Source organism: Treponema bryantii (assembly GCF_036492245.1).
In the GTDB taxonomy this organism is placed as follows: Bacteria; Spirochaetota; Spirochaetia; order Treponematales; family Treponemataceae; genus Treponema_D; species Treponema_D bryantii_C.
Map to the genome: position 1 here is coordinate 2,559,079 of NZ_AP025286.1, position 12,656 is coordinate 2,571,734.

A 12,656-nucleotide genomic window follows, 5' to 3' on the forward strand; every position below is an offset into this window, starting at 1 on the left:
TTACAAAACTGCAATTTCATCCGCAAGCTCTGCGAACGGACCTGGAATTGCATGAGAACCGCGGTGGTTTCCGAAGAAGTCTTCATTAAAGATAATATCGGTTCCATCGCGGTTTTCAAATTTCTGCTCAGGCTCAAAAGCCGCGCCGAGGACAGCAGTAGTTATAATACCGGTCTTATAGTCACCAATCAGCTCTGCAAGATTATTCCTTAAAACACCGCCCTTCAAAGAAATCTTAGCCTTATTCTTTTTATCACCTACAAGCTTATCAGTTTCATGTTTGCAGACAGTTGCACCATTAAAATATGCATTGCCGCCCAGCCATACAGGAAGATGACCGAAATGATATTTTGCAAGCGGTCCCATATCAGGTTCACGGTCCATCATAAAATTACTGATCCATTCATCATAGGTTGGGAAGATATCGAACGGAGCTGTTCCAACTACTTCATAATCTGTAGCTGCAGCAGTTTTTTCCTTATCAGTGATTTGAGCAATCTGAGCAAAGATATTATTGTAAATTCTGTCATCACCATGAAGAATTGTCATAAAGCCGGCAACCTCTGTACGGTGGCGGATATGGTATGGAGTATAACGAGGCTCTCTCTGATCATTTACAATACTGTCTACACCGGAATTGATGAGACTGAAAGAACCAAGGATCAGATTATGAACAACAGCAATTCCTTCACTTGGAATTGTAATGGAAACCTTAGAAAGTAAAAGGTTATTATCAATTGTTGTCGGACCATGTCCAACTTCAATAAACACATCAGTTGAGAACATTGCTCCCTGCGCAGCCTCGCGTCCAGCCGGCCGTTCATTATTGTACATCAGATTCTGAGTAATGCGCGCCCCCTGTGCTTCCCAGTCCAGCCATACACCCATAATACAGTCATGAATATGATTGCGTCGGATTACAACATCAATAGCAGCATGCAATTTGATGCCCGCAGTCTCCGCACCACCAAGCTGCTGAGAATTACAGATATGATGAATATGACAGTCTTCGATAGTAGAGAAAACTCCACCCATACGGCCGACAATACCAGTCTGCTCACAGTGATGAACATGACAACGGCGCACAGTATGAGAGCCGATATTCTCCTTTGTCCAGCCGTGATACTGACCACGACAGACTGCATCGCGTTCCATCTGAGTAGGACTCTTAAGATGCTTAGTATAAAAGTACATATCGTTTTCGTCGTCGCGATATTTACCAAGAGAAATACCACAGCAGCGGCTGTTACAAACCTCAAGGTCTTCGAATACCCAGCCCTTACTCCAGTGAGGTCCAATCAAACCATCCTGATAGGCAGCCGGAGGAGCCCAGGTAGTAGCACCATTACAGATTTTAAAACCGCGCACAGTAATATAATTAAGCCCGTTTACTTCCGGCATAAAGCAGTTACGGCGCGCAAGAATTTCTACACTCTGCTTGTTAGGATCAAGCCCCTTAAAGTTGCAGTAGAAAACAGTGTACTTGCCGGCCTTAATTTCCTTAGCCTGTGCATTGATTATATATTCAGATTTATAAGGACCGTTTGCATTATACTGAGGACCCGGAGCATCTCCTTCCTGTTCGCAATACCATTTGAACTCAGATTCCTTCTGATTCCAGGCACATGGATCAGCCTTACCAGCCACACATTCTTCAAGAGTTGCAGTCTCATACATCATAAAACCGTTCAAAACGACACTTCCAGTATGACGAACCGTAGGAGCAAAATACCAGTCTCCGCAGACATAACTTGTATATGGATTGTAACCGCCAAAAATACTGTTATCAATTTTAGCAGTCCAGACATCACCCTTATATTTTTTCCAGCCCTTCAAAACCTCAGAACCGGTAATTACCGCACCGAGGGGCTTTTCCGAACGGTAAACAACAGGCTGCCCTTCTTCACCGCCAAAGCGAGGCACAACCTGCTCGCGGTAAATACCAGGCGCAACAATAACCTCATCTCCCGCCTTAGCCAGCTGTGCAGCTTCATTTATAGTCTTAAAAGGAAGCTCTTTACTTCCGTTTCCATTTTTCTTAGTTTTAGCGTTTACATAAAAAATCATACAAAAATCTCCTGTACGATATTATTATACACCGCCATTTCAGAAAAAATTGAAATATTGTCTACAAAAATAGATGAAAAGTACCCTTGTTTGAAGCCTTCTTTTTGTCTAAAATACTCTTATGGAATTCAATGACAAAACTGTATACGTATTAGACAGCTACGGACTTATTTTCCGTTCTTATTTTGCATTTATAAACCGTCCGCTCACAAACCCGCGCGGCGAAAACGTTTCGGCCCTCTTCGGCTTTTTCAGAAACTTTCATTTTATCCTTGAACATTACAAGCCGGGCTACATAGTTGCAGCCATGGACAGCAAAACTAAAACTTTCCGTCACGAAATGTACAATCAGTACAAGGCAACACGCCCAAAAACACCGGAAGATCTTCACGCACAGATTCCGTGGATCTGCGACACCCTCAAAGCCCTCGGAATCCCGGTTCTTCAGTGCGACGGCTACGAAGCAGACGACATCATTGCAACCGTAGCCCGCAAGTGCCGCGAAACAGGCCGCACCTGCCGCATCCTCAGCGGTGACAAGGATCTAATGCAGCTCGTAGACGAAACCACACAGATTATGAAGCCGGAAACAGGCGCCAACACTTGGAAGGTAACCGGCATAGAAGGCGTTGAAGCCGAATGGGGTGTAAAGCCTCCTCAGCTCCTCGACCTGCTTTCTCTCTACGGAGACACCGCCGACAATATTCCTGGCGTTCACGGAGTCGGAGTAAAAACCGCTTCCAAACTCCTGGGCGATTACGGCGACCTCGATGGCATCTACGCCCACATCGACGAAATCAAAGGCGCAATGCAGAAAAAGCTCGCCGACGGTAAAAAAGACGCCTACTTCAGCCGCGACCTCGTCCGCCTCTGCGACACCGTTCCGTGCCCTGACATCGACGCCGCCATTAATTCCGACAAGTACACCTTCAACTACCACGCCGCCGCCGACCTCCTCATGAGCTTCGGTGTTCCGGCCGTAGCCAAAAGTTACGCCGCCTTGGGAGTTGAGAATGGACAAAAGATGGAAGGGGGAAGTCTCCCCCTCGCTCCAGCCGCCGACGCGTCTTCCGCTACCCCTTCTCCTAGGGGTTCCACCCCTAAAACCCCGGGCAGCACGGTGGTTGAGCCTGTCGAAACTACCGCAGATTTCGTCCCATTAAAACAAAACGATACTTCAAACTATAAAGCACTTACAACCTTGCCTGACCTCACAGCTTACATAGATTCAGCTCTCAAATCCAAGGCCGTTTCCTACGACAGCGAAACCGACGGCCTCGATACAATAACCGCAAACATCCTCGGCTTCTCCCTCTGCTGTGAAGAAGGAAAAGCCGTATACATACCAATCTCCCGCGACGGCGGAGATCTCTTCTCTGAATCTGTTGGAGTTCCTCTCAAAGACGCACTCACACAGCTTCTCCGCCTCTTTGACGCAGACATCACCTTAGTAATGCACAACGCCAAGTTCGACCTCAAAGTTCTTGCCACAAACATCAGAAAAGCAGGCTTTAAAGACGCAGACATAATCATCAATAAAATCTTAAAAACAAAACTTCACGACACAATGATATACGCCTGGCTTCAGAATCCTGAACGCCTTGGCAAAAACGGCTACTCACTCGAGTTCCTCGGAGAAACAGTTCTCGGCCTTAAAGGAATTGAGTTCTCAGAACTTGTCTCAAAAGGCCAGACCTTCGCCGACGTTCCGCTCGAAAAAGCCGCACCTTACGCCGCCGAAGACGCCGACTTCACACTCAAGCTCTATAACAAACAACAGAACACAAATGACCTCTTTGCCCTCGAAATGTCCATCCTCCCCGTTCTCACCCGCATGGAGCTCACCGGAATCCATCTGGATACCGCTACCCTCCACGCCTACAACAAAGAACTCACAGAAGGAATCGAACAGGCCGAGCAGGCAATCTACAAAGAAGTTGGCCATGAGTTCAATATTGCATCTCCAAAACAGCTTCAGACAGTTCTCTTTGAAGAACGCGGACTCAAAGCCGGAAAGAAAACAAAAACCGGCTACTCTACAGATACTTCCGTTCTCGAAGAACTCGCTGCCCTCGATCCAGTCCCTCGAATGATTCTCGATTACCGCGAAATGGCAAAACTCAAATCAACCTACGTTGAAACACTTCCAAAACTTACAGACAATCAGGGCCGCATCCATACAGATTTCGTGCAGACAGGAACCGCCACCGGCCGTCTCTCATGCCGCGAACCAAACCTTCAGAATATTCCGGTACGAAACGAAGCCGGCCGCCGCATCCGTTCAGCTTTCACAGCTCCAGACGGAAAAGTCCTGATCTCTGCCGACTACGCACAGATTGAACTTGTAGTACTCGCACATCTTTCAAACGACGTAAATATGTGCAAAGCCTTCAATGAAGGAACAGACGTTCACAAGGCAACAGCTGCCCTCATATACGGAGTTGAGCCAGATGCCGTTACCCCGGATATGCGCCGTACCGCTAAAACAATCAACTTTGGTGTAATTTACGGAATGTCTGCATTCCGCCTTGCAAACGACCTTGGCATTTCCCGCACACAGGCTTCAATGTTCATTGATAACTACTTCCGTATGTACAGCAGCGTAGATGCCTTTATCAAAGAAACAATTCAGAAAGCAGAACAGACTGGCTATGTAGAAACAATCTTTGGACGCCGCCGTCCAATTCTTGCAATCAACAGCCGAAATAAGGTAGAAAAATCAGCTGCAGAACGAATCGCCGTAAATACACCGGTTCAGGGTTCTGCTGCAGACATCGTAAAAAAAGCAATGCTCGCAGTTTCTGCCGCCCTCGAGGAATCAAAATCTCCAGCCCGTCTCCTTCTTCAGGTACATGACGAACTGATTTTTGAATGTCCGGACGACCAGGCAACAATCGACGCAACAATCGCGCTCATAAAAGATAAAATGGAAAACGCCGTAAAACTCAACGTTCCGCTCCGCGTAAGCATTGAACACGGCAAAAACTGGGGAGAATTCCACTAATGTTCGACAAAGGCAGTAAGGCATCAACAGCAGATAATACAACAGGAACTCAGGTAATCGCCGTAGTCGGCCCAATGGCCGCCGGTAAAAACTATATCTGTTCTCAAATGGAAAAAGATGGATGGGCATCCGTGGACGCAGATATTCTCGTTCACGAAGCCATCGAAATTGCAAAAGATCGAATCCTTGACACTTTTATTCCTTATGCCGAACAGCAGAATCTCAAACTTACCAGAATTGACGGAACAATCGACCGCCGAGCCCTCGGTAAGCTCCTGTTTGCAATTCCAGAACTGCTCAAGATTCAGGAATCAATTGTGTATCCTATCATCACAAAAAAAATAGATGATTTTATAAACGAACACAAAAAAACAATTATAAATGCAACCGTGCTTTATAAGACTCCGGAGCTTCTCGTCCGCTGTGAAAAAATTCTGTTTGTAACAGCTCCCCGCCTTACACGACTCAGACGAGCGCGTCGCCGAGATCATCTGTCTTACAGACAAATATTCCGCCGTTTTCATGCACAGCGGAACTTATTAAGAGAATATAAAAAGTCTGGAATTCCTTTAGAGATAATTCAGAATTAAACTCTTGAATGTCTTGAAACAAACAAAACGGATGCACAAATCAGCATGATGATGTAAAGGACCAGTCCTGTTATCATACCGCCTGAAATTCCAAGTCCACCTAACAGAACGTAGTTTATGAGACGGAACAGGAACATCATCATCTTATTGAAAAGCATCGAAATAAGAATAAACGGAATAAAGGCAAAAGCCCACGAGAACTTAAAATACTGGTTCACATCAATTCTGTTATTCCAGCCGAAGCCTGCGAGCAGAACAAAAATCACAAGAATCCACAACGGGAAATACATTCTGTTCATAAGTGACTGACCGTAAACCTCAGTACAGAAACCATATTTTTCTGCCATTCGAACAAGCTTAATCAAAGAAGGCAATGACATAGATTCCGGGGTTGAAGTTGAACGCTCCAGCAGCAGGAAATCATCATAAGGAATTGAAAGCAGTAGATACTCTGGTGTCGTTGCAGTTTCTCCATTCTGATATGTATAAAGCGGTTCATTATGAATATCAGGGGAGTCTCTACCCACAGACTTCAGCAGAATATATGGAACACAGTCGATACTGTCATCAATTCCCATAAGAGCCTTTGTAGTTGGAGTAAGGGTTTTTACAGAAACAGGAAGAACCTTAGCATAAGGAACCGTCATTGTTCTGAAAACATCACCATTGCGGCTTATAGAAACTACAGTTAATCCACGCAGATACTGAATGGAATTGCCGGTAGAAGCAACCGTTGTCATTCCCTTAAAATAAACAATATCGCGTGAACCATCTGCATATTCATAGGCAAAATAAATATCATTTGCGCTTTCAAAACTCTTAAGTTCGAAGGTTTCATCTACAAAGAAACTGCGTTCATTGATACGGTTTTCAGCAATCTCAAGATAGAAAACAACATCCGGATCAGACTGCATTTCGCGCGAAGACTGATAAAGCTCGCGGAAAATATAATAAGCTTTCAGGTCATCCTTTTGAACAAGAGCAAGATATCCCTGATACTTCTTTTCAAAAATTAACTGCCCTTCTGTTTTTGCAAGATTATGATATTCAGTAAGATTATTCCAGGCAGCTGTAGAAAGCTTTTTCAACTCTTCAAGGTTCGGATCCTTTGGAGTAGCAAGCTTAATTCCAAGTTCTGAATAATAATGTGCATTGAACCATTCTTTTTTATCAAAGGCCGACTGAGCTTTTTCATATAACTGATAAACCTCATTTATCTGCTTTGCATCAATTACAACACGGTCTACCTTTTCAGCTTCTTCAACAGATTCATAAAGCTTAAAACGGATATTTGAAGTGCGGGCACGGTTAATTTCTACGTCAGCACGATCCTTCAGATTGATTGCATTTTTCTCATTCGGACTGAGTTTAAGAGCAGCTTCTGCATAATTCATAGCGCGTTCGTAATAGCCGTTATCAAAAAGCTTGTTTCCAACGTTTATATAATCATTAACAATTTTAGGACGATTTATAATCGAAGCTTTTTTATTTGCAGTAAGAAGGCCTAATACTTCAGAACATACAGTCAAAAAGAAAGCAATCGAAATTGAAACAATCATAACCATCTTAAAACGTTCCATCATAGCCTTTGAGAAACGTTCTGTACTTCCTTCCGGATTACGACCAAAATGCACTGAGCAGCTTACAACAAAACCTGTTATCACAACACCAGGAATATACCTTCCAAAATTCTGAAGGCTTGTCATTATTTTATAAACAACAACAGAAGATTCTGGAACAGCAGCAGGAATATTGCTCATAAAACCTGCAACAAAACTGACTACAAGTCCGATTGCTACGAATATAGAAAGTATGCCAACTAATTTTTTCATATTCTCTTCCCCTATCTAGCCTTTTTAGCATGCTTTCGGATTGCAAACTTTACAACACCAGAGGTTATAAAAAGGAAAGCAAAGAAACAGTTGAGTATAAAAAGCAAAGGCTCGCTTACTATTCCACTAAGGGCCTTAAGAAAAGTCTTAGTCATAATTGTCGTTTTTATAGAATCAAACATCGGAGTAAAATACACAGAATTAAGACACAGAATAAGCGCAGTTGTAATAAACAGAATTACTGCATTCAAAAGACGCCAGTCAAAGAAATTTGTAATTCCATAAACTGAACAAAGAAGTAGTACAAAAGAGATTAAAGTAAGAATATGCTGAATACCACCAGAATAAGCACCACTTATCATGGAATTAAGAAGTCTGAAATCCACAGGAATCGGATTACTATTTTCTCCAAAAATATTCTTCAGCTGAACTTCACGGAAAGGCTGTGCCTTACGGTTCAATACAAAATTTGAGTTATCTCCAATGGTTTTATATTCAACTCCGCCATTTTCTGTTGTATCAATTATGATTGCCTGTGCTTCCGGAGCTCTACCCTTCGTTGATACACTGAACTCCGTTGTAAAATAATAAACATCATCATCAACCTTTCTGAAATAATTCGGAGAAAGAGATTCAGTTTTATTTTCAAAGGTGAATTTACGAGAACAGAAATCCTTAAGCTTAAAAGTACATGGAACAAACAATGCCCAGGTTAAAGCACAAAGAACAATATAAACAGTAAGCTGCAACGCTCCACCCGGATGTCTGATTCTGTAATAAGAGATTAAAGGAAGAATAAAAATCTGCATACAGAACATTACATAAAACAAAGACTTAAAAAGCTCTTGATCTCTAAAAAATGTAATATCACGACCTGCAATAAATCCAAGCAGATTCAAATAAAGAGAATATAAAAGTGTTCCAAGAATAGTTCCAGGAATCAGAATAATAAAATAAATTAAGGCCAGTTTTAATGCTTTTCTCATAATCTTCCTTATATATTATAATACATTATAATTATCGGTATAAAAATGGTAATTTTTTAATATATAAAAATGATTTAGAAAAAGTACGATTATTCCGATAATAAGTTTGACATATAATGCATTTGTTAGATATAATAAGAAGATAGGATTATATATGGATAATAATAACGGAATTATTCCAGGTTTTGACAACGACAAAGATGACAGCCTTACTATCTCTCTGAGAAAAGCTGAAGGTGTACCACATGGAATGTTTATCTATCTGAGTGGATATATCGATACATACAATTCCAGCTTTTTCCAGAAACAAATACAGAAAGTAATGGATGCAGGGTTTATTAACTTAATTTTCAATTGTTCTTCATTGAATTATGTATCTTCTACCGGAATCGGATCATTTACAGTGTTCCTTAAGGTTGTAAAGCCAAAGGGCGGAGATGTAATTCTTCTTGAAATTCAGCCAAAGGTTTACGAAGTATTCCAGCTGCTTGGTTTCTCTCAGTTCTTCAACATTAAGAGTACAGCAGATGAAGCTATCGCCTACTTTAATAACGGTGGTACAGATTCCGGTTCTTCAGTATTTCCACTCGTAATTTCTTGTCTTGTATGCAATAAGAAGTTACGTGCTACTAAATCAGGACGCTTCCGCTGCTCAGGTTGCCGCTCAATTCTCGCAATCAACGAGATGGGGGAAGTTTCACTGGGCTAAATAATAAACAAATCAGAATGCAAAAGACCTTCAGTTTTCTGAAGGTCTTTTTTTATTTATTTTCGTTTCACGCGTGAAACAAAAGCGGTGGATAAATTGTGGATAACTTATGAATTTTTCACAAATTATTCACTACTTTTTAACTTTCTTTTGCTTAAAAAGAACTTAAAATTTTAGGTTGCTTTCAATCTATATTTTTAATTCTTTATATTATATAGAATTAAGTCAACTGTAATAAATTTTCGTAAATTTTCGTATTTTTTTTAGAAAACACTATTGACAAGTCATTTTGACACACTGTGAGTTAAAAATGTGGATAACTTGTGGGTTAATAGTGTACAAGCGGTGAATAATATCTATTTGTCTTTTTATCAAAACTTCTATATACTTTAAAGTATGAATACAGAATTCAAAGAGATGCTGGATAAGATAGAAACAGCACTGCACAATGCACTTCCTCAAACCTCAAAAACTGCAGACTGGATACCTGCATCCTTCGGGTCACTTCCAGAAGGCGCATCTGCTGAATATATAGATAAACTCATTGAACCAAATTATGCCCTGATAACTCTTGGCGGTAAAAGATGGCGTCCACTTCTTTTGATGCTCTGTTACAAACTTGCTTCTAAACTTACAGAAGAAAAAGGCGGAAAACCTGCCCTCACAGAAGAGCAGGCCTACTCTATTACAGCTCTTGTAGAGTTTGTACATACAGCAAGTCTTATTCATGATGATATTGAAGACAGCGCAGATCTTCGCCGTGGTAAACCAGCTGCACATATAACATACGGACTTGATACAGCCCTTAATGCAGCTGCCTGGCTTTATTTTGAAGCTCCGGTCTGTATAAATCAACTCAATGCATCAGATTCGCTCAAGCTTGAGCTGTACAAAACCTATACAAATGAACTTCGCCGCCTTCATCTTGGACAGGCAATGGATATTTTCTGGCATAGAAACGCTGAAGTATTCCCTGCTAAACAAGAATATCTTGCTATGGTAAAAAATAAGACCGGAACTCTAGCAAGCCTTGCAGCAAAACTTGGTTGTATTGCAGGCGGACTTACAGCAGAAGAGGCAGAACGCTTCGGGGCAATTGCTGCAGATATTGGTATTGGCTTTCAGATTATTGATGATGTAATCAACCTTACAACAGGAAATCCTGGAAAGAAACGTGGAGATGACATCGTTGAAGGCAAAAAAAGCCTTCCAGTGCTTATTCACACCACAGAACATCCGGAAGATAAACAGAAAATCGCAGATTATATGAAAGAAGCTGCAGCCAAGGGAATTGAAGCACCTGCTGTAGAGCAATGTATATCACTGTTAGAGACCAGCGGCTGCATCAAAAAAGCTGCTGAACAGGGCCGTATCCTTATCGAAGAAGGCTGTGCCCGCTTTAACTCTGACCAGATAAAAGAGCTTTTCACTTCTATGATACCGGAGAATTTCAGATGTTAGAAAGATCAGATACACTCAACAATCAGGCTATTCTCCTTGCTTCAGACGGCGCATACAACGAAGCTATTGCCTGCTTTAAGCGTGCAATCGTAATCGATAAGGAAAACTATCTTCTCTGGTTTAATCTTGGAGTTACCTATAGAGATGCAGGAAATCTGGAAGACGCAGAAAATGCCCTTGAAACAGCATACCGTATCGCACCAGAAAAAGAAGATGTAGCAGAAACCTATGCAACCATCTGTCTGATGCAGAAAAAACATGCTAAAGTTCAGTGTATCTGCATGGATTCGCTTGATTTGAATCCATTGAATCCTCATTTATGGAATCTGCTTGGAGTAACCGAGTTCCAGAGCGAAAACTACGAAGAAGCTTCAAGTTATTTCGAACAGGCAGTTTCAATCAATCCTTATTATCTGGATGCTCTTTATAACCTTCGCGACACTTATTCTGTCTTGCATAATCACAAAGGAGAATCTGCCTGCGAAGCCAGAATTAAGGAGCTGGACAAATGACAGACGAAAACATCACAATCGTAGAAAAAAACATTCACCGTACAAATCTTCGTCGTCTGATAGATACACTTTATCTTTTTGTACCGATTGCATTAGCCTTTGCAGGCTGTTTTCTCGCTGCCCCACTCTGGACACTTATAACAAAAAAAGAAGCGGTACCTGAGTGGTTCCGCTTTGTCTGTGCAACAGTTCTTTTTGTAATTGCCGTTACCTTTGTCTTCATCAAGACCAGAAAAATAAACCCGATCATGAAGATCGGGATTTTCAGCAAAAATAGTAATCAATAAGTGGTTCTAAGCCAGCAGATGTTCTTTTGCCAGTTTGCTGATTTCGCCAGCCATATCTGCAAGCGCAACCTGCTTCTGAACACCACCCATTTCAAAGGCAACCTTCGGCATACCGTAAACTATACTTGAATCTTTATTCTGTCCAATTGTCCAGGCACCTTTTTTACGCATTTCTGTAATCTGAGCCGCACCATCTCGTCCCATACCAGTCATAATTACGCCAAGAGCCTTGTTCTTAAAGATATTTGCAACAGACTCAAAAAGTACATCACATGAAGGTCTATGACCGTTTCTAGGCTCATCCTGAGAAAGCTTAATAAAGTTTCCAAGAGGCTTATGTTCAACAAACATATGATAACTTCCCGGCGCAATATAAACATGACCGCCGAGAATAGGTTCTCCGTCCTTAGCTTCAGATACAGGAAGCGGACAAATATTATTAAGACTGTTAGCAAATTCTGCAGTAAAGCCAGCCGGCATATGCTGTACAACAAGAACAGGCTGTTTAAGATTTGGATCAATATCCTTAAATACATCGCGAAGTGCATTTGGACCACCGGTGGAGATTCCAATTGCAATCAACTCAATCTTTCCGCCTTCGCGTTCAGGAGTAATAACAACAGGCTCTTTAACCTTTGGCTGGAACCAGGTAGAAGGAACAACATCGGCTTTTGTAATTGAAGCAGCTTTAGCAGCCTCTTCACCCTTCTTCTTAATTACAAATCGTTCTGCTTCCTTAAGCTTAATCTGATGATGGAAGAATTCCGGATCAGGAATACTCTTTCCATGCATTGCAGCATAAGCTCCACCATAAGAAGCAATATATTCAACGATTTCACTTGTAACATCGCCAATTTTAAGGGTAACAGAAGCACCAGGCTTTGTAATAAAGTCAGAAGCACCAAGTTCAAGACATTCAATAGTAACTGCAGCACCTTCCGTAGCAACACTGGAAAGAATAATTACAGGTACATCAAGATGCAGTTCTTTTCTCTTTTTAAGGAACTGAAGACCTGTCATAACAGGCATTTCAATATCAAGAAGAATTACATCAGGTTTAGAAGTTTTTAATTTTTCTATAAGATCCTGGCCGTTTTCTGCTTTTCCGCAGACACTCAAACCAGTAGTTTCATCAACAATTCTACCGATAAGATTCCGCATCAATGCAGAATCATCGCATATCATTACTGAAATATCATCCATTATTT

General features: G+C 41.6%; 10 protein-coding genes. 6 read left to right on the forward strand and 4 right to left on the reverse strand.

The window, feature by feature from the left end; all coding sequences use genetic code 11:
• Positions 1 to 2,067, reverse strand: a complete 2,067-nt coding sequence (locus AABJ44_RS11270) for a right-handed parallel beta-helix repeat-containing protein (RefSeq protein ID WP_338369164.1) — start codon at positions 2,065 to 2,067, stop codon at positions 1 to 3.
• Positions 2,068 to 2,188: 121 nt separating this feature from the next.
• Here AABJ44_RS11270 and polA point away from each other — a divergent pair, with 121 nt between their 5' ends.
• Both polA and coaE read left to right on the forward strand, forming a co-directional pair.
• Positions 2,189 to 5,071 (forward strand): DNA polymerase I, encoded by a 2,883-nt coding sequence (gene polA / locus AABJ44_RS11275; protein ID WP_338369165.1) that lies wholly within the window; start codon positions 2,189 to 2,191, stop codon positions 5,069 to 5,071.
• Positions 5,071 to 5,661 carry a dephospho-CoA kinase gene (coaE, locus tag AABJ44_RS11280; protein WP_338369166.1) on the forward strand — a complete coding sequence of 197 codons (591 nt, stop codon included), beginning with the start codon at positions 5,071 to 5,073 and terminating at the stop codon, positions 5,659 to 5,661. Before polA ends, coaE begins: the two co-directional genes overlap by 1 nt.
• Here coaE and AABJ44_RS11285 read toward each other — a convergent pair.
• Positions 5,658 to 7,493: a tetratricopeptide repeat protein gene (locus AABJ44_RS11285; protein WP_338369167.1), complete on the reverse strand. Its 1,836-nt coding sequence runs from the start codon at positions 7,491 to 7,493 to the stop codon at positions 5,658 to 5,660. The genes coaE and AABJ44_RS11285 overlap by 4 nt on opposite strands.
• Positions 7,494 to 7,504: 11 nt before the next feature.
• A complete protein-coding gene (locus AABJ44_RS11290; RefSeq protein ID WP_338369168.1) occupies positions 7,505 to 8,479 on the reverse strand; it encodes a hypothetical protein in 975 nt (324 codons plus the stop codon).
• 154 nt (positions 8,480 to 8,633) lie between these two features.
• On the opposite strand from AABJ44_RS11290, the gene AABJ44_RS11295 reads away from it, so the two are divergent.
• The 4 genes from AABJ44_RS11295 (at position 8,634) to AABJ44_RS11310 (ending at position 11,448) form a co-directional block, all read left to right on the forward strand.
• Positions 8,634 to 9,188: an STAS domain-containing protein gene (locus tag AABJ44_RS11295; RefSeq protein WP_074642432.1), complete on the forward strand. Its 555-nt coding sequence runs from the start codon at positions 8,634 to 8,636 to the stop codon at positions 9,186 to 9,188.
• A gap of 396 nt (positions 9,189 to 9,584) precedes the next feature.
• Entirely contained in the window at positions 9,585 to 10,649 is a 1,065-nt protein-coding gene (locus AABJ44_RS11300; RefSeq protein ID WP_338369169.1) for an FPP/GGPP synthase family protein, read from the forward strand.
• Complete coding sequence (locus tag AABJ44_RS11305) at positions 10,643 to 11,161, forward strand: tetratricopeptide repeat protein (RefSeq protein ID WP_074642427.1); 519 nt, start codon at positions 10,643 to 10,645, stop codon at positions 11,159 to 11,161. The genes AABJ44_RS11300 and AABJ44_RS11305 overlap by 7 nt, the downstream gene beginning before the upstream one ends.
• Positions 11,158 to 11,448, forward strand: a complete 291-nt coding sequence (locus AABJ44_RS11310) for a hypothetical protein (RefSeq protein WP_338369170.1) — start codon at positions 11,158 to 11,160, stop codon at positions 11,446 to 11,448. The genes AABJ44_RS11305 and AABJ44_RS11310 overlap by 4 nt, the downstream gene beginning before the upstream one ends.
• Before the next feature lie 6 nt (positions 11,449 to 11,454).
• Here AABJ44_RS11310 and AABJ44_RS11315 read toward each other — a convergent pair whose 3' ends face one another.
• Complete coding sequence (locus AABJ44_RS11315; protein WP_074642422.1) at positions 11,455 to 12,651, reverse strand: protein-glutamate methylesterase/protein-glutamine glutaminase; 1,197 nt, start codon at positions 12,649 to 12,651, stop codon at positions 11,455 to 11,457.
• Positions 12,652 to 12,656: the final 5 nt, after the last annotated feature.

Coding starts and splice junctions, on each gene's coding strand:
- AABJ44_RS11295 (WP_074642432.1), top strand. CDS start 8,634: ATGGATAATAATAACGGAATTATTCCAGGTTTTGACAACGACAAAGAT.
- AABJ44_RS11305 (WP_074642427.1), top strand. CDS start 10,643: ATGTTAGAAAGATCAGATACACTCAACAATCAGGCTATTCTCCTTGCT.
- coaE (WP_338369166.1), top strand. CDS start 5,071: ATGTTCGACAAAGGCAGTAAGGCATCAACAGCAGATAATACAACAGGA.
- polA (WP_338369165.1), top strand. CDS start 2,189: ATGGAATTCAATGACAAAACTGTATACGTATTAGACAGCTACGGACTT.
- AABJ44_RS11315 (WP_074642422.1), bottom strand. CDS start 12,651: ATGGATGATATTTCAGTAATGATATGCGATGATTCTGCATTGATGCGG.
- AABJ44_RS11270 (WP_338369164.1), bottom strand. CDS start 2,067: ATGATTTTTTATGTAAACGCTAAAACTAAGAAAAATGGAAACGGAAGT.
- AABJ44_RS11300 (WP_338369169.1), top strand. CDS start 9,585: ATGAATACAGAATTCAAAGAGATGCTGGATAAGATAGAAACAGCACTG.
- AABJ44_RS11290 (WP_338369168.1), bottom strand. CDS start 8,479: ATGAGAAAAGCATTAAAACTGGCCTTAATTTATTTTATTATTCTGATT.
- AABJ44_RS11285 (WP_338369167.1), bottom strand. CDS start 7,493: ATGAAAAAATTAGTTGGCATACTTTCTATATTCGTAGCAATCGGACTT.
- AABJ44_RS11310 (WP_338369170.1), top strand. CDS start 11,158: ATGACAGACGAAAACATCACAATCGTAGAAAAAAACATTCACCGTACA.